Here is a 19,268-nt window from a genome sequence, read left to right on the forward strand (position 1 = left end):
GTTCACCACTCTTTAAGGGTCGAATTATATGGCGAATCACTAAGGAGAAGAAACTCTAAATCAGAAAATGTATTTTTGTAAAAATAATAGTTGTTAAACCGGACAAAAACATCCGCTCCAAAGAGCCTATCTGTACAACAACTTTACTCTCTTTCAAACCCTAACTCAGAGGGGTCACTTTAGATTGGCGAAGAGGGGTCAATATCATTGGTATATCCAGCAATCCCTTTTCTATTAAAAAATCGTACAATTCTTTATAGAAATCTTCCATTTCCGAGAAATTATTGGCCTTAAAAGCAGATTCATACATTAAATAGACCATGGGGTCCAATGCGATATATTCCTTGGTAAAACTGTTGAATCCGATTTTTTGATCATCATGGTCAAAAAAGACATTGTATTTACTACTTTTCATATTCTTTTTTTATAAGCGTGATATGTTTAGGAACAGAGCACACACCATTTTTTAATGGCGTGTACTCTGTTTGTTAATTAGCAGGATTTTTGGTTAACGCAAGGGCTTTTGTTAGTTGTATCAACACAACCTACAGCGTTTGTACAATTTTCATTGGTTGAAAGTACAGAAGTCTGAAAGGTTTTAAATCCGCCTTTGATCGCTGAAAATCCACCTTTAAGATTTCCCTGCTGATCCTGTTCCAATTTGTTAACTAAAATTTTGATGCTTTTTTTCATGATTATTTTCTTTTTTTGGTTGATGTAGGATCCTTGTTACCAAAGGACCTTTTTTAATTAGCAGCTAAAACTGTTTGTACAGCCAGAGCCTGTGTTGGTAGTAGCCGAGCAACGAATTTCATTCGTACAGCCATCGTTGGTACTCACCGCAGAGTTCGCAAAAGATTTGAACCCTCCTTTAATTGCAGAAAAGCCTCCTGATAGTTTTCCATGCTGATCTTGTTCCAGCTTTTCAACTAGAATTTTAATGCTTTTTTTCATAAAAGAAATTTTTAATGATTAATAATTAAACTATTTTTAATTTAACATAACTTCTTATTCATGCGCACTCGTAAAAAGAAATGATTAAATTCACTGGAAAAATGACATTAGCGGCTTTGTTATTCAAATCAAATTCAATAGCTTGCCGCTAACATCACCGGGTTTAAAACAGGTCGCTGTTTTATCAACACGTTATGAGATTATTCCTCAACCCTTATTACATAGTTACAGACATCCCGGCACTCATAACGCTCATCGTTGCGGGATCACTGTGCAAATTATTCTCAGGATGCGCAGACCCTGTTTCCTGCGCAAATCGCCCCAATATTGGTATCTGTGTTACAGTTCCCTGAATTTGTGCAGCCATCGTTAGTTAGTGTCAAGGAACGTGAAAATGATTGGAACCCGCCTTTGATCGCGGCAAAGCCTCCTGAAAGTTTGCCTTTCTGGTCTTGTGAAAGTTTTCTAACCAGAATTTTGATGTCTTTTTTCATGGTAATATATTTTTGATTGTAATTATTAAAACTGTTTTAAGCCCCTTATCCTGAACCTGAGTAATCTCCCTCAGAAAATGATATTTACGCCACGATTTGATGATAGGGCCGGTAACCATTAGCGGTTAACCTGCGCAGGCCACTGTATTCATGCATTGCGGGGGATTAGTACTGCAGGACGATGATGAATTGGTGCAGGACAGGCTGTTAACCGTTGTTGTCAATTCCCTGAAGCCTCCTTTAACTGTTGCAAAACCTCCGGAAAGTTTTCCATCCTGATCCTGTAATAGTTTTTCTACTAAAATTTTGATTCCTTTTTCCATAAAAAACATGTTATCGGTATATACTTGGTATGACATTAATTCTTTAAGAAGCACTGAAGAAAGCAAGTGATAATGATCGAACTCTAGTCTGACATGACATCCCGCTTTCATGTCAAGGCGAATAATCGTCAGGGATTGCAGATATGATTATTCGTACAACCCTTTCCTACGTTAGTGGCCACACTGCATTTCAATTCGTTTGTACAACCATCGTTGGTACTCGCCGCCGATGCCACGAAAGATTTGAAGCCCCCTTTGATCGATGAAAATCCACCCGAAAGTTTTCCATCCGGGTCTGATGATAGTTTTTTGACTAAAATTTTAATGCTCTTTTTCATAAAATCAATTTTAAAATTTTAACAATATTTACCTGTTACCTGTAAATGCATATTGCCTTATAAACTTCCGGTTCCGCGTGTTAATTGGCCCTGCTTTTCTCATCGAAACGGGTGTCCTTATTTACTACTTTAACTTTTTTGTTTCCAAAGCGATAGGTTACACTCAGCGTAGCCCTTCTTGCATCATAATAGCTGTTGAAGTCCTGAAAACTGTCGCTTAGAAAAACCTTTCCTTTGTTGATACTTTGACGGAATAAGTCTCTTCCAATCAGTGACACCTGTAAGTCCTTGTTTAAGAAGGATGTGTTTATGCCGGCTGTAAGATTTGCGCGGCTCGACCACCTGACATTGCCTACCCAACTTGGAAGGCTTTGCTGATAATTTAGAATCAATGAATATGTCTTCTTTTCATTCAGGAAAAAACTATTGTTGACCTGATAGGAAAAGGAGGAGCCTTTTTGTCCGACGAACTGGGGTAGGGTGCTTATTGATTTCGCGTAGTTTACATCTGCAAAAACAATGCTTTGCCACCATTTAATATCGTTGTAGGTATAATAAATATTGAGCCCGGTTGAATAACTGGTGAGGTAATTCAGAAATGTGCTTATTGAGGTTGTCCCTTCTGTTTGCAGTACCTGTCCGCTCCCGTGACTTGTCTGTTGATGATATGCGGTGATCGATAAATTGCTCTTGTATACATAGGAAATTTCATAGTTGTTACTAAACGATGGTAACAACTGGGGGTTACCTACTAGATAGGTATAGGGGTCACTGTACCACCTGAAGGGATTTAACTGGTTGAAGCCGGGACGATTTATTCGTCTGGAATAACTCGCTGAAAATTGGTTGGATTTACCAGGGGTGAAGTTGATAAATAGCGAGGGAAACAGCTTGCCATAGTTAAAACCTATGTGCTCATTTGACGTCGGAGTGTTCCCGTCCACGTTTGTAAATTCATAACGTAAACCCGCTTTGACCGACCAGATTTTATTAAACTCCTTAAATCCACTGATGTACCCGGCGTAGTTTTGTTCTTTATAATGAAAAATATTACTTCTGTCCGGAACAATATTATAGTTATCATCTATCAAATTAAAATAGCCTACATCCGCATTGTTGCTTATATGGGAGTATTTGACACCGGTTTCAAATGTCGGACCTTTTTTTGAAGGAAGTTCCAGGTCAGCCTGGCCGGAGAGAATCTTATAATCGACCTTACTGGTGTTCAATACGGTATAACCATTGTTGTTTGTTAGGTTCTCTGTCATGAAGTTTACCGGATGATCAGATGAGTTACCCAAATAATTTCCGGTAATACTCAGCTTTTTACCGTTGCTGTCCAGCTTTAAATCGTAATAAACATTTGCGGTTTTGTACCTTAATTTATTCCTGTGTTCTGCCTGTGTCGCCAGCAACGAATCTGAAACTGCGTTTGTCAGAAAATTGGATCTTGAAGAAATATTCATATTGGCGTTTCCGGCCAACAGGTCATACATGAAACCGAAACTTGATTTGCTGTTTAAGCGATAATCGGCACTTAGATTAAAATCATTGCCATCATTGAAGTCCTTTCGGGTATTGCTTTTTAAGATTGACGTTGGTGTACCATATATACCCTCGTTTTCCTGAGCGTGTATATTGGCATGATAATGTTCAATGCTGGCTGAAACTGACAGCTTATCAGATCCATAGTTTAAAACGCCGTCGAAATTCGTCGTGCCATAGGTGCGCTGCATGTAGGAACCCTTCAGACTGCCGTTAAACCCTGTTTTAGCATTCTTTTTCAGGACGATATTAATTAATCCGGAATTTCCCTGAGCGTCATATTTCGATGGAGGATTAGTAATGATTTCTATTTTAGCAATGTTATCCGAACGCAGCGTTCTGAGGTATGCGGTAAGCGCGGAGCCGGAGAGATTTAACAATCGGTCATTGACCATAACCGCTACATCCCCCTTGCCAACAAGCGATATTCCGCCATCGTTGACTTTCACCATCGGCGTATTTTCCAAAGCATCCAGCAGGTCCAAACCTTGCATCGCGGGTGATTCAGTTATGTTAAAGACCAACCGGTCAACCTTTCTTTCAAGTACAGGCCGCCGCTCTCTTACTTGTACTTCTGATAATTGCTTGGTTGACGGAGATATGAAAGTGACGTTAATGATGGTATCTTGTTTAAGAAAAAAATCATTGGTGGTATATTTTTCCCGGAGATAGCCTATGGTTAGCTGATAGGTTCCCTTGCTGATGCCTTTGAATGAATATAGCCCGTCATTATTTGCGGAGACAGAATGAATTGAGCCGTTTTTGTCTGTTAAGGTAACAGAACTATAACTTAAGCTTTCGTGCTCCGGATTATATACGTGTCCGCTGATACTTAATTGTGCATGTACAGCCTCGCAAAAAAAGGAAAGCATACAGATAAGAATACACTTTATTTTTGCGTGGAATTCCATCGGTTTGGACATGTAGGTTTTAGATGTGTAAGGTTTAAAAAAGCGTAAGGAAATTTTAAGTCCCTGCGATAATTATCTATTTGTTGTTTACTTACAGCGAGACAGTTATAAGTTGGACATTAGCGTCTTCCCCAATGCCCCGTTTATCGGTTTTTTCATTCTAAAATGTTAAGCCGCAGGGCTGATATTACTTAGAATCATCTTCGCAATAAGAACTTCTTTAAAAGTGGATATATTTAATTCTGATTTAAAATAAATTACATCAATAAGCGTATTTGATAGATTAACACAGTTTTTTGATCTGTTTTTTATTGGATTTTTGAAAAAAAAGTTAAAAAATACACCCATTTTTATATTAAAATATTTAACCTATGCTAAATTGCTACATCGCGGACGATGAACCTGCAGCGGTCAGCCTGCTGAGTCATTTTGTTGCTGAAAGCCCAGGACTAAACCTGGTGGGAAGCAGTAATAGTGCGTTGGAAGCATACGATTATATTGTAAAGAGCCGCGACCGGATAGATATCGCTTTTCTGGATGTAAATATGCCCAAGCTATCGGGCATTGAAATGGCTAAACTAGTACGGAATAATACGCATGTTATTATTACAACTGCTTTTACTGAGTACGGCCGGGAGGCTTTTGAAGCTGATGTCTATGACTACCTGCTGAAGCCTATTTCCTACGAAAAATTCCTGCAATCCGTCAATAAAGTCCGAAAGCTGATAGAAGCGCCGGCTCAAATCGATGGTGACGCGGCCACTTATTTTTTTATACAAAGTGAAAATAAAGGGAAATTGATAAAGATCAATATCGGGCACATCACTTACGTTGAAGCAGCACTTAACTACGTTATCATATATCTCGACAACATGTCAAAAAAAACTAAACAGCTTACCTACCTGACCATGTCTGAAATATTAAAGCATTTGCCTGAAAATTTTATTAGAATTCATAAATCTTTTATCGTTGATATTGCCCGTATCAGCTATTTGTCGGGTAATACCCTGTACCTTGAGGATAATACGATTTTAACTGTCGGCTCGACTTATAAAAAGGAGCTTCATGCCGTAATAAACAGAAGACTTATTAAGAGCAGCAGGAGCTAATGCTGTCCATTCGCTCTACGGAACAGTTGGATTTCAGAAATGGCAAATGCGCAAAATAGTTGGAATAAGCCGGCGTGACGCTGTTCCATAAGGTAAACTTATCAAGATTATTGCGTTTATTTGTGGTTCAGATATTTTATAGCGGTTTCTAATTCTCTGTCAATACCATTTTTTACATCTGAAATGGTAGGAATAACTGCTATATCTGGCTCAATCCCTTTTCCTACAAAGTCATCACCATTAGCAAACATATCCCTGATAGTGCAAATGCGGGCCGAACCATTTCCCGGTAAACCTATCATCAGCGGCTGTCCAGTGCTTCCTCCGGTAAGTGTTCCTATAATCACCCCCCGATTAAGGGATCTAAAGGCGGCTGCGAAATCTTCGGCAGCGGAAAATGTTCTTGAACTTGTCAATACTGCTACCGGTTTATTGTAATAGGATGTGCCAATACTGTTAATCGAACTGATTCCTCCCCGAAATCTTTGCAGATGATTAGCGGCACGTTCATACGGTTGATAATCGCGGGCATACCAGGATTGAACTTGCTGGTCTTTCTCTGTCAAATAACTAAGTAATTGCCATGGGGTGCTTCCACCTCCATTATTGCGCACATCGAAAATAATAGCAGCTGACTTGGATATCTCTTTAAAATAACGACTGAATGCTTTCACAGCCGAATCGGTAGCAAAACTATCCATCTTAACATAGGCGATATTTCCATCCAGTACTTTATATTGAAATGGAGAGGCACCAAATCGTTCATTACCTTCTTCAGGTTTAACGCGACTGACTGTATATTGATGCAGCCCCCTATTTGAATCCCGCAATTCCAATTGTATGGCTTGAGTTAACGGTCCGGACAGCAGGGAATATTCATACATCCTGGTTTCAAGATCTTGCGAAGTAGATGAACTTTGAAATGGTTTTACGTGCCGGTCGGCGTATTCTTTAACTGGCAGTCCATTTATTGTCATTACTTCCTGGCCAACTTTAATGCCTTTTTTTTCAAGGGCATTATCATACACGCCTACTATTATTACCTTATTTTCTATCAGCCTGGTTCTCAATAAAGGCCTTGCATAAAACTCGTTATAGAGGTCCTCCGGAACATAGACGTTTGTATGGCCATCTTTCAATTGAGCACAGAATTCTATGAGCATTTTATAATAGGCCGCTGTGGAACTGGTTTGCCTTACCTTAGGGATATAAGCCAGATAAAGCGAGTCAAAATTTAGTCGGGGAATCAAATCAAAATTTGCAAAATTGTACTTCACTTCCGACCATAACTTGGACAGGCCCGCTATTTTTTCGTTTTCTGAAATATTTTTCCGGTACGGGGTCAGTATTGCTTTTGATTCGAAGAAAACAGGTTTAGTTGAAGGTGATTGGCTAAACTTCTTTTCTCTGACCGCATTTTCCCGGGCAGTTTCTATGAGCTTGCCCCAAGACGATTCATGATGAAGCAACTTTAAATCGCTGTCATTTTCCAACACATCGGCTTTTGAAAAGTTATCGTTATAGACAGCTTTTTTCAGGTATGCAATTGCCAAAGTATTGTCGCCTTCTAAAGCAAAATAACATGCGGTATTGTAGTTTGATACTTCCGCTTTACCGCTTTGCAATTTATTCTTCAATTCTTTGCCTCCGTCGGAATTTTGTGCGAAACATAATATGGAAGATGCAGCCAAAAAGCTAGTTGTAATAAAAATTTGTATCAATTTCATGATTTCGGATAAGGGTTTAACTGTGTTTTACCTTTTAAAGAATCATTTGCTTTAACGCAATATTAAAAATAGTGCGCAAATGTTACGTTTCCAAAGCTGGTACTCCGGTTTAACAATATTTAACAATGTAAAGTTTATCCCTAAAACCTAAATGTACATAATAGGTTACCAGGAGGAAAACGTTAGTTCTTAAATTGATCGCGACGGGAAAGCTGTTTTTGGAATGCTGTTCAGGTTAATCTAGATTCCAAAAACAGCTGTAAAAAATTATGGAACGGCAGCAGCAAACAGGCTGATAAAAACCACCAGCCCGGACACAAGCCCGAGCCATAGGTGTAACCATGCAGCAATTTTTTTGATCATTAGTGCGCCGAAAAACGGTAAGTGAGGTTAATCGAAAACGAAAGCGTGGGCTGAGGTTGAAAGAACGGCCCCCAGTAATGTTCATTAGTCAGGTTATCAACTTTAAAGCCAATGCGGTATTTACCGCGGTCATAAAATGCGGTAGAACTTAATAACAGATAAGATGGAATGGTCACGTAATTTTCGTCATCATAAAAAGAACTACTGGAATAGTTGCCACCAAAACCCAGTCCAAATCCTTTTAACTTCCCATGGCGAAAGGCATAACTAGCCCATCCGTTTATCAGATTTTTGGGCGTTCCATATGGCCTTTTTCCGGCCACAGCACTGTCTGCTTTAGTGTATTTACTAAAATTATAAGCGTAACCAAACAGCAGGTTTAGGCCGCTAACCGGATTAGCTATTAGCTCTGCTTCTACCCCCCTGCTGGCTTGCCTGGCATCCTGTACGTACAGGTTTTTGTTTATGGGATTTGCCCTTATTTTGTCCTTTACGGATATATTGTAATAACTTAAAGTAGCCGATAGTTTATTGCTCACTGTTTCCAGCTTAAAACCAGCTTCCCCCTGAAAAGCCTGTTCCGGTTTAAATACTTTACCGCTCTGGTCTTTCATATTGGTATAGCTGAATCCGTTCTGATAGTTGGCAAAAGCCGATAACTGGCCTTTAATCAGCTGGTATACCACACCAAACTTTGGCGAAGCCTTGGTTTGGCTGAAGGCGCCATCATAGGTACCGGTAGCAATATCGTGAAAGCCGTTATCTTTATAATGGTCTATCCGTAATGATGCCATCACATTTAGCCTGTCAGTAATATTAACTACATCGGCAATATAAGCAGCCGTATTGTAATTATTCTGATCTGCCGGAGAGCTTGAAAGTGTATCAATTGCCTTATTAAAATCATTACGGCTTACAAAAAATTTGCCAGGTTCACGATAGTTGATCACATCGTAATCTGTAAATTTATAATAATAAGGATCCTGCCGGTATGCAATGTAATCAAACCCAAGCAATAGGCGGTGACGCATGCCGGCTATTTGAACATCGCCGTTAAAATTCTGCTGTATCTCTGTCTGGTGATATTTATCAGATAGTAGGAACACCTGTCGGGCCATCTGTGTCTCATCTATGATGTATTTATCTACAAACGTCTGTCTCGGTGCGTAAACACCGTTCAACGTAAATAAGGTTTGCGATCTCCATTGCTTACTGATCTGATAGTTGGCCTGCAGAAAAATATTATAGTTTGTCAGCTTACTGTCAATATCATCCCCCTGGTAACTGCGGTTATAATCTACAGGGATATCCTTTAAACTTTTGCCTGCCCAGTAACTTGGATCGGAGATATTAAAATTATTGACCGTGCTCGTGTGACGCCTGTATAGTTCCGCTTCAATATTAAAGCTAAGTTTACCATTGACTTTATAGGTAAGCGTAGGTGATACAAAAACGTTTCGTTCAAAACCAGCATCCTGAAAGCTACCGTTGTGGTCGTAAGCTGCATTGACGCGGAACAAAACGCTTTTACTGTTATTCAAAGGCGTATTTAAATCAGCGGTTACCCGGTTCAGGCCAAAGCTTCCGCCTGTATAGGCCAGTTCGGTAAACGCTGTATCAGCAGGCTTCTTCGTTACACGGTTGATTAAACCACCATAAGAGATTACCGAACTACTAAATAATGTACCCGAAGGCCCCTTGATCACTTCAATGCGGTCAATGTTGGCCGGATCGACTGCTGAAAATTGATAAGCAGCCACGCCATTTCGTACCCAGTTCCCGGTAATAAAACCACGCATAAAAGTATAAGCACGGCCGTTACCTGCCTGGGCAATAGTTGATGTACCAGGCGCATTTCGTAAGGCGGTTCTATAATCAACAATATTTTGTTCGCGCAATAAAGCGTTGGAAATAACTGAGTACACCTGTGAATTTTCGAGATTAGCCAAGGGCATTCTGGCCACTGACTCTGATTGTTTATCGCCGAATTTAAGGCGACGGTTGGAACTGATAATCACATCGGCCAGCTGCCTGGCATCTTGGTTTAAGGTAAAATTGACCGTTAGGGTTTGACCGGCATCCAATTTAACCGTTTGCTCCTGACCGGCAAGCCCAATGGCACTTACTTTAAGAACATAAGTACCCGATTTGATTTTAGTTAATTGATAATGACCTTTTTCATCAGTCATTGTGCCTTTTGAAGTTCCGGCAAGACTAACAGTAATAGCTGTGGCGGGCTGTCCGTCAGATGTTTTTACAATGCCTTTGATACTGCTTGTTTGGGCAATCGTGGTAACTGAAATGATAAGTGAAAGAAGTGTAAAGTAAAAGTTTTTACTCCATAGCAGGGAATTCATAAATTTGTTTCAAATGTTAATGGGTTGAAGGATTTGTTGACATCGGACCGGTAAGAAGTTTGGCGACGGAATACCGGTTTTTTTGTTTGATCTAAGGCGATGGATAGTGCATGTTTAAATTTTTCGACTAAAATACATTATTATTTATAATTAATCTAAATAAAAATAGAAACATTTGGCGGTGTGTGCTTGCCCCCTCAGGAACTTGGGAAGCTTTTGCTATCGCTGTTTCTATATCGTGTAATTCATCATTGTACTTTGCTGTGTATTTGTGCCTGCGGTTAGCTCTTCTTCAATAAACCGCTCTTCCAACCGTTCTACTTTCTTGTGCAGTTCGTGCTGTTTCTGTACAAGCATCATGTGTTCGTCTTGGCGGCCCTGCATGTATTGATTGAACGTGGCTACAGTTTGTTGCTTGATTAGGTGCAGCGCTTCGGGAACGTGATCGAGTTGGAACATCTCTAATGCTTCCGCAAAGCGATTATTCAGTACTTGGGCATTGCAGTTGGTACCGTAGCCGATAGTACAACACTTGTAATAGTGGATATTCTTTTTCTTCACGATATATCCGCGCAATGGCTTGTTACATTTATCCACCCTAATATTAAATTAAAGTTTATGTTGAATATTTAAGGTTAAGAAGCAAATAATCTGAAATTGGCAATATGTTTTTATTTGAAAGACACAGTGCTTGGAGGACCTAAACATTTTCTCGGGATGATTATAATAACTACAAGAGCATTCGTCCGTACACATTTCTCCCATACTGCAAGATAGGGATCAAACCGAAAACAAAAGCCTATAGCGACAATCCGCAGACCGTCGGCGAACATATCCGAAAGAAACGGATTAAACGCGGGCTTTTGCAAAAGGAAGTGGCAACCCTGTTGGCGGTCCCGGAAGATTGTGTGACCAATTGGGAGAACGACAGAAGTGCTCCGCAAGTCCATCACTCCCCCGCATTATCGACTTTCTCGGCTGTTATCCCCATGACCACGAAACGGATACCTTCGCGGGAAAGCTGCGACACATCAGGCGTTGCAAAGGGTTCAATCGGAAGCAATGTGCCGCCCACCTGTCCGTGTCGGAAAACACGGTGCGACGCCGGGAAGGGGGCTTATTTAGCAATCCTGCGACAAACGCTCGGCAGTCAATAAACATATGCCGAAATTCGCAAATTTTGCAGGTTGTGATCATGCTTTTACTGATGCCCCATGAAGCCTGGAATTCTTCCGAACACCTATGAAGGTAGCACCTACGGCGCATATCAGCAACATCTGTATATACGATAGCTCCCACAGCATCAACAAATGATGAGTAAAAAGTACCGTAAATAAGCCGATTACTACCGTACTACCTCACTTTAAGCCTCTAATTTTGAATGCATTATTAAGCAACAACAAAGACAAAAACAAGATGGGCAAATCGACGCTCATTATCGTTCCCTTGAAAGTTGCTGAGTATAAGAAGAGATGAAAAGTGAATTTCCCCTATTTGACATTTGCCATTTTAATGAGCACAAGAAAGTGATCGTCAGCAGGTTTGCTGTGTTTGTGAAAAAGTTTAAGAAAACCACTTTCCCCCGTCGTCATGACTTTTATCATATGGTTTTGTTTACCGAGGGCAGCGGAAAATTTTCTATAGACTATCAAACGTGTTCCATCAAACCGTACCAGTTTTATTTCATGACACCGGGACAAATACACAACTGGCATTTTGAGGGAGAGATAGATGGATATATCATTAATTTTCCAGCCCAATTTTTCCAGTCATTTCTGCTGAAAACAGATTACCTGGACCAATTTTTCTTTTTTAATGGAAACGTTCAGGACTGCATTATTGAAATACCTGAAGAGTTGAGGTGGACAGTAGTTGAATTGATTGAAAAGGCAATTACAGAAACCGAAAAAGACAACAAATTTAAGGACGACACAATTAGGGTATTGCTACTCCACTTGTTTATGGTAATAAGCAATATGGATAGCCGGGGCAGCCAATCTACTATTGAATCGGGCAAAAACGCCCTGCGTCAAAATTTCGAAAAACTGATTGACGAAAATTATCTCCATTTGCGCCTTCCCAAACAATACGCAGAAATATTACATGTAACACCCAATCACTTAAATAGGCTATGCAATGAGCTGGTTGGCGTATCTGCGGGGGATATGATCAGAAACCGGATTATACTGGAAGCGAAACGGTTGCTCATCAATTTAAACTGGACTGTTACAGAGGTTGCGTACAAGCTCAATTTTGAAGACAGTTCCTACTTCTGTAAACTTTTCAAAAAGCAAACCGGAATGACTCCGAATGTCTTTCGAAATCACCACCAGAATTAATCCTACACAAGATGAACAGAACGAAATTAATTTTAAATCACTTTTACAGCACTGATGATCTGATACACGGGATTGAAGTCCTGCAGCATTACCATGTTCCGATTCTTGAAGTACACTTATCAAAACCGGTAAAAGGAATTGAAGAAAAACTACAAATCAAGCAACTGCGCCGGGGCAATGCAGCCATTAAATTCGGATTCCTGGGAGGAACAGGACTGGCAACCCTGATCTGTTACCTGGCCGAACATGGATTACCACTCGCTGGATTAAAATCAATTATTCCATTCATCATCAGCATCATGGTAATGGCATCAACATTCTTTTTTGCAACCTATTTATTCCCTTCGCAAGCCCCCAAGTTATTAAGCCTCCCACGTGCTGACCGCAGGTCTTTTTTAATTGTAGTTGACGCGCATAGCTTTATGGATCACGAGGAAATAAAACATCTTTTTCAATACGCAAATGCTGTTGAAATGAGCCCGCTGATCAAAGACATTGTAATAGCCTAAAAATAATAAAAACAGAAATCCACCCAAATTAACCAACATCATCATTTAAAATGATCATAAACAATAATTTCGATCAGCCATTTATTTTTACCGGCAAAGCAAAAGCATGGAGTTTAGCCATGATAGTACTTGGGATAATAGGTATTACCTATGGCTTTTTATCCGGCAGTGCAGAACGGACCTTTGCCAATTTACTACTAATGGGTTATTACCTGGTTAGCATTTGTATGTTTGGTGTTTGCTTTTGCGCTATCGAATATATCGCACAATCAGGCTGGTCGGTTTCCATACTTCGGATTCCGCAGGTATTTGCCAAAACATTACCGATATCTGCCCTGGTATTTCTGGCAATCATTAGTGCCGGCATATTTACCACCCATCAAGGTAAAAATGAAGCCGGCATTACTACCGTTTTACCCTATCTGTATAAACTTTGGGCAGCAAAAGGAGTTACCATACCGGGGCATGTAAACTATGACGCCATTATCGCAGGCAAATCCCGCTATTTGAACCTCCCTTTCTTTTATATCCGTTTGATAGTGTTCCTCAGTTTTTATTGCGTTGCTGGCTGGCTGCTGGTAAAGTATTCATTCAACGAAGACCGTCTTGGCGGCATGGTTAACTACAAAAAAAGTTTCACCCTGTCTGCACTGTTTTTAGTGGCGTTTGGCTTTACCGTTCCCCTGTTCGTTTTTGATGCCATCATGTCATTAGACGCGCACTGGTTCTCCACCCTGTTTGGCTGGTATAATCTTTCGGGATTTTTAGTTAGCGGTTTCGCTGTTACGACGCTAATCGTTATTTATTTACAAGAGGCCGGCTACCTGGCCTGGGTAACAAAAAACCACCTACAAACATTAGGGGTGCTGATATTTGGATTTTCCATATTCTGGACTTACTTATGGTTTGAGCAGTTTTTGCTGATATATTATTCCAACCTACCCGAAGAAGCCGTTTACTTTTATAAAAGACTGGAACCCGAGTTTAAATTTTGGTTTTGGCTAAACCTGACAATTAATTTCTGCGTGCCCTTTTTTGCCATAATGTCCCGAGACGCTAAGCTAAAGGCCAGGGTGATGAAAGTAACCTGCATTTTGCTTGTTTTGGGCCATTGGCTTGACTATTGGCAGATGATCATGCCCGGAACCACAGGGCCGCAAGCCAACTGGTATACAGAGATCGGCATAATCGAAGCAGCCACGTTTGTCGGCTTCGTAGGTTTATTCTGCTATTTGGTGCTTCATGCGCTCAGTAAATTCAAAGCACTGGCCCCAAAAAACCATCCTTTTTTACAGGAAAGTCTTTACCATCAAAATTAAACATCATGATACTATTACAAATTGCATTAGTCGTGACAATCTATTCTGTCATAAACTGTTTTCAGTTTGCTGCGGCCATCCTGGCCAAACAAATTGGGCTGAGTTTTTGGCGCTGGTTCTGGATCTCGCTTTTTCTGCCGATCATCTCTATTTTTATACTGGTGTTTCTTTGGGATACCAAACAACAGCCTTCCGTTAATCAATAAAATTAATACGATGAATATTACAGGTAAAATTATAGCCGGTATAAAAATCCCCGACAGTGCAATGGCCAAACAGGCCACAGAATTACTGCGCGAGCATGGCAGTGAGCTTTTGTACAATCATACACTGCGGGTTTTTCTTTTTGCAGCTCTCAATGGTCAGCAAAACAACCTCCGGTACGATGCGGAGCTCTTGTATGTTAGTACTATGTTTCATGACCTGGGCTTAACCGCCCATTACCGCAGCGACGATAAAAGGTTTGAAGTTGACGGTGCAAATGCGGCCCGCGATTTTCTGCGTGGCTATGATGTTTCTCCACAATCACTGCAATTGGTATGGGACACAATAGCACTTCATACCTCGCCGGGTATTGCCGAATATAAAGAACCCGAAGTAGCTTTACTCAATTATGGAGCCGCGTTGGATGTTATTGGCAAGGGCTATGATCAGTTATCAAACAGCATTCGTGAAGAAATTGTCAAACAGTTTCCGCGTAATGATTTAAAGAAAAATATGATAACAATTTTTTTCGACGGGTTTAAACATAAACCGCACACCGCATACGGAAGCATCAATTCGGATATTTGTGCATGTATGATTCCCGGGTATCAGAAAAAAGACTATTGCGATTTGATTTTGCATTCTCCGTGGTCGGAGTAAATTTATCTTTTCAACCCGACACCTTTTGTTGACTTTTATATAACCGAAAATGCCCTGCTATTGATTAATAGCAGGGCATTTTCGGATAATTTTATCGGGGTAAACCCCTCAAATTATTTCAGTGCATTATAAATAACTGCCATTAGCGAGTTAGCGCCAACCGCGTCATAATCGGCAGCCCAAAGATAAGCTCCCTTAAAACCTCCCGTCTTAATATAATTGGCCTTCTGGGTTACCAGCGGGACACCGTTATAATAAACCCCTTTGGCAATATCAGCCTTTTCTTTACCCGCATTCGCAGGGTCGGCTGCTACAATGGCTTTATAGGTCATGTAATCATATGATCCCCAGCTATCGTTATTACCGGCCGCGTTTAGTGCGTTGTAACGCAGACCAAATGCCGGGATACCGATTACAAGCTTACTGGCCGGTAGGTGGAAGTTTGTCCAGATCTGTGCGCCAGATACCATAAAATCATAACTTGATGATTGTCCTACAGGAGCATCGGGCCCAATATGAACGTTATCTTCAAAGGCATGAATATTTACCCAGTCGGCTTTTGAAAGGTCCGGGTATTCCCAATGCTGATAGTTTACCGTTGCCGTAACAGTAACCAGGGCAGTGGCAGGCAGGGCAGCTTTTAATGCGGTTAAAAACGGACCGATAGCATGAATGTTATCAGGCGCATTACCCGAGTTGATATCCGTCATATAAATATCTACGCCATCCATTTTTTTGCGGGCAACGTAAGCCTTTACCGAATCAATTAACAGTTTCATTGCTGTTGGATTACGGATAGCAGTACCAAAATCATTGCTTTCGTAAATAGCCCAGCCGTCAATACCCGATAAATGGCCGCTAATGCCCATAAGTACGGGTACACCTGCAATATGCGCACGGGCCACAATTTCATTAGCATGCTGGTTCACGTTTCCTTTTGATACATCAAGCGTACCATCCGCCGCTACTTTACCTACCTGGTACTCGAGGTGGGTGATGTTGCTCCAAACCACATCGGCAGCGGTACCATCTTCAGTAAGATTGGCCAATGCCACTTTGGTATAAGGTTTAAAGGTGTAAGTTGATGGATTAACCAATACCTTGGTTTGGCGTGATGTGGAATCGCCGTTATAGGTGGCCACGAGCTTAATAGTGTATTCGCCGCCTGCGGTTGGGGTGAACTTAAATGCCGGATCGGCCGACATTTCTTTACCATTTACCTGCCAGCTTATTTTTACTTTATTTGCCGGGGTGAACAACACGCCCGCAAAAGTGGCGCTTGTACCCTCGTCAATGATCTGGTTTGATCCAAATACCCGCAGGTTATCAAAAATCCTCGGATAATAAGGGTTAGCCGCTTCCTGGTCTTTCACCTCATCTTTTTTACACCCGGCAAATGCCATCAGTATAACCAGCATCAGTACCGGTATAGGTGCGTACTTAATCTTTTTCATGTTTAATATCTTTTAAATAGTAATCGATCATTTTGTGTGTGATTTAATCACCGTATTAATAGTGCCTAACAACGAATTTGCCCCCGTTGCATCCTGCCGCAATTGCCAGATCATGATACCGCCGGCCTTTTCCAGCGCCAGTTCTGTTTTGGATTTTATGGTTGGGATCCCGTTGTAATAAACAATGCCGCCGCCGCTAACGGTCACCTGGTCTGCGTTCACCGTGCCCGGGTAAGTAGTAATGATCTCCTTGAACGACAGGGATTCAGGTGCATTGGTACCAAAACCATAGCCATAAAAAGGTACGCCCAGGCTCAGTTTTTCTTTAGCGATACCGCGTGTGCCATTCCAGTAAGCTAAATCTTCAACCGCCATACTGTAAGGTGCATGCTGCCCGGGGTTTGCCTGGTTCCAGGGCCCGGTTTTATCGTACGACATGATGTTGATAAAATCAAGCTTACTTAAGGCCTTGTCCGAATACCTGCTTGCATAAACCGTAGCGACTGCCGCAGTTGTAAGTTTACCTTTTGCTTTTAAGGCGGCCGCGAGGGCAGTAACAAATGATTCGTAATTATTATCAATAAGCTCCTGCTCAATATCCACATCAATACCATCCAGCAAATTATCATCAACCAATTTCAACAGCCCGGCAATAAATTTAGGTTGCATGGCCGGGGTTATCAATGTACTGAAATATGCCGGCGGGATCCCTCCTGCAATAGAGGCCAGGATCTGCACCTTGCTGTTATGGGCCAAAATAGCTACTTGTTTCAGGCCGGCATCTACAGTAAAATTCCCATCCGCATCAGGGTTGATAAAAGCTACATTGAGGTGAGTTATTTTGCCCATATCAATAGCCTTTGCCTCATCAAGCAGGTTCCCCTCATACCTCAGGTAACCTACCACCCTAAAGCTTGTGGTTACTGTTGGTGTTGTGGGATCAGGTTTAACTTCGGCCTTAACATTACTTTTTTTGCAGCCAATAATATTTAGCAGTACAAAAGTGACAGCAGTTAGCAGGGCTCTATTTTTTAATATCTTCATTGTTATCGTGTATCTCAATTTATTGTTTATCCCACCAAACATGTGCTGTCCAGGTGTCCTTACCGCCAAGCGCTGTAATAGCCGCAGCAATATTCGCCGAGTTTTGTTCACGCTCGGTTAAAGGGTATTCAAACCTGCGTGGTATGGTGGTTACGTCTGATTCGGCGGTTACGCCGGGTATCAAAACCGGGAAGCCCGTACGGCGCCAGGTAGCATAGGCTTCAGGGCCGTTCATCAATTGCGCAATCCAAATCTGGGTATCAATCTGCTGCAATTCCTTACCTGGAGCAAGCTGGTTATCCTGTTTAAATTTCTGGATCTCGGCAGCAGTTAAGGTTGGCCCGGTTGGATATAAGCTCAATTGCAAACAGGCTGCCTCCAAACCGTTTTCAAAATGTTGTTTGGCTGTTCCACCCAAAGTTAGTCCCCAGCGGGTATTGGCTTCGGCTAATAAAAATTCCACCTCAGCATAGGTCATGTGAAAATACGGGGCATCGCTGCGTATCATAAAATCGGCCAGCTGCACTTTTTGCCCGCCATTTGGCACCGATAATGTACCGCGACCGGGGTAATCAATATTGATAGGCCCTAAAAAATCATCATAGTTGTATTTACCCGGCCCAACGCCAATCAGCCCAACCTGCGCTTTTACCTGCGCGGTAACATCAAGCCTGTCGGTCAGTTTATCAGGGTTAACCCAATATGCGCGGGGTATGTAGTTTAAGCGGGGGTCATTGGTGGCCTTCATTTGATCAAGCAAAGTGGTACAAACCCGTGGGCGGCCGTCATCCTGATATTGGTTGATCCCTACCGACACGCCGTTGCCCCTGATCTCCGAATATCCATTGGTAATGTTGATATAATCAAGCTTGCAGATATCATCGTTACTGGTCAATACACCCGCATTGAAAGCATCTGTTGCCTCGGCTTTTGCAGTTGCCTCATCAACCTTTATCAAACGCATAGCTAAACGTAAACGCAGCGAGTTGGCAAACTTTTTCCATTTGGCAAACTCGCCATGGTAAAACAGTTCAGTACTTACTTCATCTTTACCGGTACCAAGCTGTGCAACAGCTGCTTTAAGCTCTTTAAAAAAATCGGTATAAATATCTTTTTGGGTATCAAACTTTGGGCGTACAGTGCCATCAATGTAAGCCTTGCCTGCCTGGGTATATGGAATATCGCCATACAAATCGGTAAGCCTTGCAAAAACATAAACCTTCATAATACGGCAAATGGCATTCAGGTTTGGCTTAGCAGCACTGCGTTGTACGGCATCAACAATATTTAAAACATCATTAGGGTAACCGAGCTCCCAAAGCTCAGACATGTACTGCCTGTCTTCGATATAGGCGCTGCCATAGCGGGTGTAATAAGCGCCGCCTATTTGCTGCGCCATGGGCATGGTAAGGATAATGCTTGTACGTTCATTAATAGTTACATCGCCGCCAAACCTCAGCTCAACAAAATTAAGCTGGTTTATAGGGTCAAGGTTAGCTGACTTTGTGGGGTCGGTATTGACGTCTCCAAATTTTTTGCACGAGAATAGCAATAACGGCATCAGGAGCGCGGCCAACTTATATTTGTTTAAAGTTCTTTTCATGTTGTTTGTTCTAAA

The 19,268-nt window shown here is 41.5% G+C and carries 18 protein-coding genes; 6 read left to right on the forward strand and 12 right to left on the reverse strand.

The genetic code is table 11. The annotated features are described in order from the left end of the window. Positions 1-160 precede the first annotated feature (160 nt). The 6 genes from AC1DUD_RS23380 to AC1DUD_RS23405 form a co-directional block, all read right to left on the reverse strand. Complete coding sequence (locus AC1DUD_RS23380; protein ID WP_477378890.1) at positions 161-415, reverse strand: hypothetical protein; 255 nt, start codon at positions 413-415, stop codon at positions 161-163. Positions 416-492: 77 nt separating this feature from the next. Beyond that, the gene (locus tag AC1DUD_RS23385) at positions 493-693 is read right to left on the reverse strand and encodes a hypothetical protein (protein ID WP_477378892.1); all 201 of its coding nucleotides are present in this window, start codon (positions 691-693) and stop codon (positions 493-495) included. Positions 694-750: 57 nt separating this feature from the next. Continuing rightward, complete coding sequence (locus AC1DUD_RS23390) at positions 751-954, reverse strand: hypothetical protein (RefSeq protein WP_477378894.1); 204 nt, start codon at positions 952-954, stop codon at positions 751-753. 284 nt (positions 955-1,238) lie between these two features. After that, positions 1,239-1,448: a hypothetical protein gene (locus AC1DUD_RS23395; RefSeq protein WP_477378896.1), complete on the reverse strand. Its 210-nt coding sequence runs from the start codon at positions 1,446-1,448 to the stop codon at positions 1,239-1,241. A gap of 125 nt (positions 1,449-1,573) precedes the next feature. After that, the gene (locus AC1DUD_RS23400) at positions 1,574-1,807 is read right to left on the reverse strand and encodes a hypothetical protein (protein WP_477378898.1); all 234 of its coding nucleotides are present in this window, start codon (positions 1,805-1,807) and stop codon (positions 1,574-1,576) included. Positions 1,808-2,189: 382 nt separating this feature from the next. After that, complete coding sequence (locus AC1DUD_RS23405; protein WP_477378900.1) at positions 2,190-4,526, reverse strand: TonB-dependent receptor domain-containing protein; 2,337 nt, start codon at positions 4,524-4,526, stop codon at positions 2,190-2,192. Positions 4,527-4,936: 410 nt separating this feature from the next. Here AC1DUD_RS23405 and AC1DUD_RS23410 point away from each other — a divergent pair, with 410 nt between their 5' ends. After that, complete coding sequence (locus AC1DUD_RS23410; protein ID WP_477378903.1) at positions 4,937-5,674, forward strand: LytR/AlgR family response regulator transcription factor; 738 nt, start codon at positions 4,937-4,939, stop codon at positions 5,672-5,674. A gap of 116 nt (positions 5,675-5,790) precedes the next feature. Here the strand turns inward: AC1DUD_RS23410 and AC1DUD_RS23415 are convergent, their stop codons facing one another. The 3 genes from AC1DUD_RS23415 to AC1DUD_RS23425 all read right to left on the reverse strand — a co-directional run bounded on the left by AC1DUD_RS23415 (position 5,791) and on the right by AC1DUD_RS23425 (position 10,682). Next, the gene (locus tag AC1DUD_RS23415; protein WP_477378905.1) at positions 5,791-7,401 is read right to left on the reverse strand and encodes a S41 family peptidase; all 1,611 of its coding nucleotides are present in this window, start codon (positions 7,399-7,401) and stop codon (positions 5,791-5,793) included. A 362-nt stretch (positions 7,402-7,763) separates the two neighbouring features. Continuing rightward, positions 7,764-10,121: a TonB-dependent siderophore receptor gene (locus AC1DUD_RS23420; RefSeq protein ID WP_477378907.1), complete on the reverse strand. Its 2,358-nt coding sequence runs from the start codon at positions 10,119-10,121 to the stop codon at positions 7,764-7,766. A 231-nt stretch (positions 10,122-10,352) separates the two neighbouring features. Beyond that, the gene (locus AC1DUD_RS23425; protein ID WP_477378909.1) at positions 10,353-10,682 is read right to left on the reverse strand and encodes a hypothetical protein; all 330 of its coding nucleotides are present in this window, start codon (positions 10,680-10,682) and stop codon (positions 10,353-10,355) included. Between the two features lie 911 nt (positions 10,683-11,593). On the opposite strand from AC1DUD_RS23425, the gene AC1DUD_RS23430 reads away from it, so the two are divergent. From AC1DUD_RS23430 to AC1DUD_RS23450, 5 genes are read left to right on the forward strand one after another with little or no spacing between them, the layout of a single operon-like run. Continuing rightward, on the forward strand, positions 11,594-12,460 hold the full coding sequence (locus tag AC1DUD_RS23430) for a helix-turn-helix domain-containing protein (protein ID WP_477378911.1): 867 nt from the start codon (positions 11,594-11,596) through the stop codon (positions 12,458-12,460). 11 nt (positions 12,461-12,471) lie between these two features. Beyond that, a complete protein-coding gene (locus AC1DUD_RS23435) occupies positions 12,472-12,969 on the forward strand; it encodes a quinol:electron acceptor oxidoreductase subunit ActD (protein WP_477378913.1) in 498 nt (165 codons plus the stop codon). A 50-nt stretch (positions 12,970-13,019) separates the two neighbouring features. Next, positions 13,020-14,288 carry a quinol:cytochrome C oxidoreductase gene (locus AC1DUD_RS23440; RefSeq protein WP_477378915.1) on the forward strand — a complete coding sequence of 423 codons (1,269 nt, stop codon included), beginning with the start codon at positions 13,020-13,022 and terminating at the stop codon, positions 14,286-14,288. 5 nt (positions 14,289-14,293) lie between these two features. After that, positions 14,294-14,494, forward strand: coding sequence for a hypothetical protein (locus AC1DUD_RS23445; RefSeq protein WP_477378917.1), 201 nt, complete (start codon positions 14,294-14,296; stop codon positions 14,492-14,494). Between the two features lie 10 nt (positions 14,495-14,504). Further along, a complete protein-coding gene (locus AC1DUD_RS23450; protein WP_477378919.1) occupies positions 14,505-15,152 on the forward strand; it encodes an HD domain-containing protein in 648 nt (215 codons plus the stop codon). A gap of 113 nt (positions 15,153-15,265) precedes the next feature. On the opposite strand, the gene AC1DUD_RS23455 is transcribed toward AC1DUD_RS23450, so the two are convergent. From AC1DUD_RS23455 to AC1DUD_RS23465, 3 genes are read right to left on the reverse strand one after another with little or no spacing between them, the layout of a single operon-like run. Then, positions 15,266-16,606: a glycoside hydrolase family 18 protein gene (locus AC1DUD_RS23455; RefSeq protein WP_477378922.1), complete on the reverse strand. Its 1,341-nt coding sequence runs from the start codon at positions 16,604-16,606 to the stop codon at positions 15,266-15,268. A 27-nt stretch (positions 16,607-16,633) separates the two neighbouring features. After that, positions 16,634-17,650, reverse strand: a complete 1,017-nt coding sequence (locus AC1DUD_RS23460) for a glycosyl hydrolase family 18 protein (RefSeq protein ID WP_477378924.1) — start codon at positions 17,648-17,650, stop codon at positions 16,634-16,636. 19 nt (positions 17,651-17,669) lie between these two features. Next, the gene (locus AC1DUD_RS23465) at positions 17,670-19,253 is read right to left on the reverse strand and encodes a SusD/RagB family nutrient-binding outer membrane lipoprotein (protein WP_477378926.1); all 1,584 of its coding nucleotides are present in this window, start codon (positions 19,251-19,253) and stop codon (positions 17,670-17,672) included. Positions 19,254-19,268 lie beyond the last annotated feature (15 nt).

This window comes from Mucilaginibacter sp. P4_A11 (assembly GCF_056402535.1).

Bases quoted from the DNA above. Each gene is read 5' to 3' on its own strand.
- AC1DUD_RS23380 (WP_477378890.1), bottom strand. From the start codon at position 415: ATGAAAAGTAGTAAATACAATGTCTTTTTTGACCATGATGATCAAAAA.
- AC1DUD_RS23390 (WP_477378894.1), bottom strand. From the start codon at position 954: ATGAAAAAAAGCATTAAAATTCTAGTTGAAAAGCTGGAACAAGATCAG.
- AC1DUD_RS23435 (WP_477378913.1), top strand. From the start codon at position 12,472: ATGAACAGAACGAAATTAATTTTAAATCACTTTTACAGCACTGATGAT.
- AC1DUD_RS23385 (WP_477378892.1), bottom strand. From the start codon at position 693: ATGAAAAAAAGCATCAAAATTTTAGTTAACAAATTGGAACAGGATCAG.
- AC1DUD_RS23395 (WP_477378896.1), bottom strand. From the start codon at position 1,448: ATGAAAAAAGACATCAAAATTCTGGTTAGAAAACTTTCACAAGACCAG.
- AC1DUD_RS23445 (WP_477378917.1), top strand. From the start codon at position 14,294: ATGATACTATTACAAATTGCATTAGTCGTGACAATCTATTCTGTCATA.
- AC1DUD_RS23405 (WP_477378900.1), bottom strand. From the start codon at position 4,526: ATGCTTTCCTTTTTTTGCGAGGCTGTACATGCACAATTAAGTATCAGC.
- AC1DUD_RS23415 (WP_477378905.1), bottom strand. From the start codon at position 7,401: ATGAAATTGATACAAATTTTTATTACAACTAGCTTTTTGGCTGCATCT.
- AC1DUD_RS23400 (WP_477378898.1), bottom strand. From the start codon at position 1,807: ATGTCATACCAAGTATATACCGATAACATGTTTTTTATGGAAAAAGGA.
- AC1DUD_RS23430 (WP_477378911.1), top strand. From the start codon at position 11,594: ATGAAAAGTGAATTTCCCCTATTTGACATTTGCCATTTTAATGAGCAC.
- AC1DUD_RS23465 (WP_477378926.1), bottom strand. From the start codon at position 19,253: ATGAAAAGAACTTTAAACAAATATAAGTTGGCCGCGCTCCTGATGCCG.
- AC1DUD_RS23455 (WP_477378922.1), bottom strand. From the start codon at position 16,606: ATGAAAAAGATTAAGTACGCACCTATACCGGTACTGATGCTGGTTATA.
- AC1DUD_RS23420 (WP_477378907.1), bottom strand. From the start codon at position 10,121: ATGAATTCCCTGCTATGGAGTAAAAACTTTTACTTTACACTTCTTTCA.
- AC1DUD_RS23450 (WP_477378919.1), top strand. From the start codon at position 14,505: ATGAATATTACAGGTAAAATTATAGCCGGTATAAAAATCCCCGACAGT.
- AC1DUD_RS23460 (WP_477378924.1), bottom strand. From the start codon at position 17,650: ATGAAGATATTAAAAAATAGAGCCCTGCTAACTGCTGTCACTTTTGTA.
- AC1DUD_RS23410 (WP_477378903.1), top strand. From the start codon at position 4,937: ATGCTAAATTGCTACATCGCGGACGATGAACCTGCAGCGGTCAGCCTG.
- AC1DUD_RS23440 (WP_477378915.1), top strand. From the start codon at position 13,020: ATGATCATAAACAATAATTTCGATCAGCCATTTATTTTTACCGGCAAA.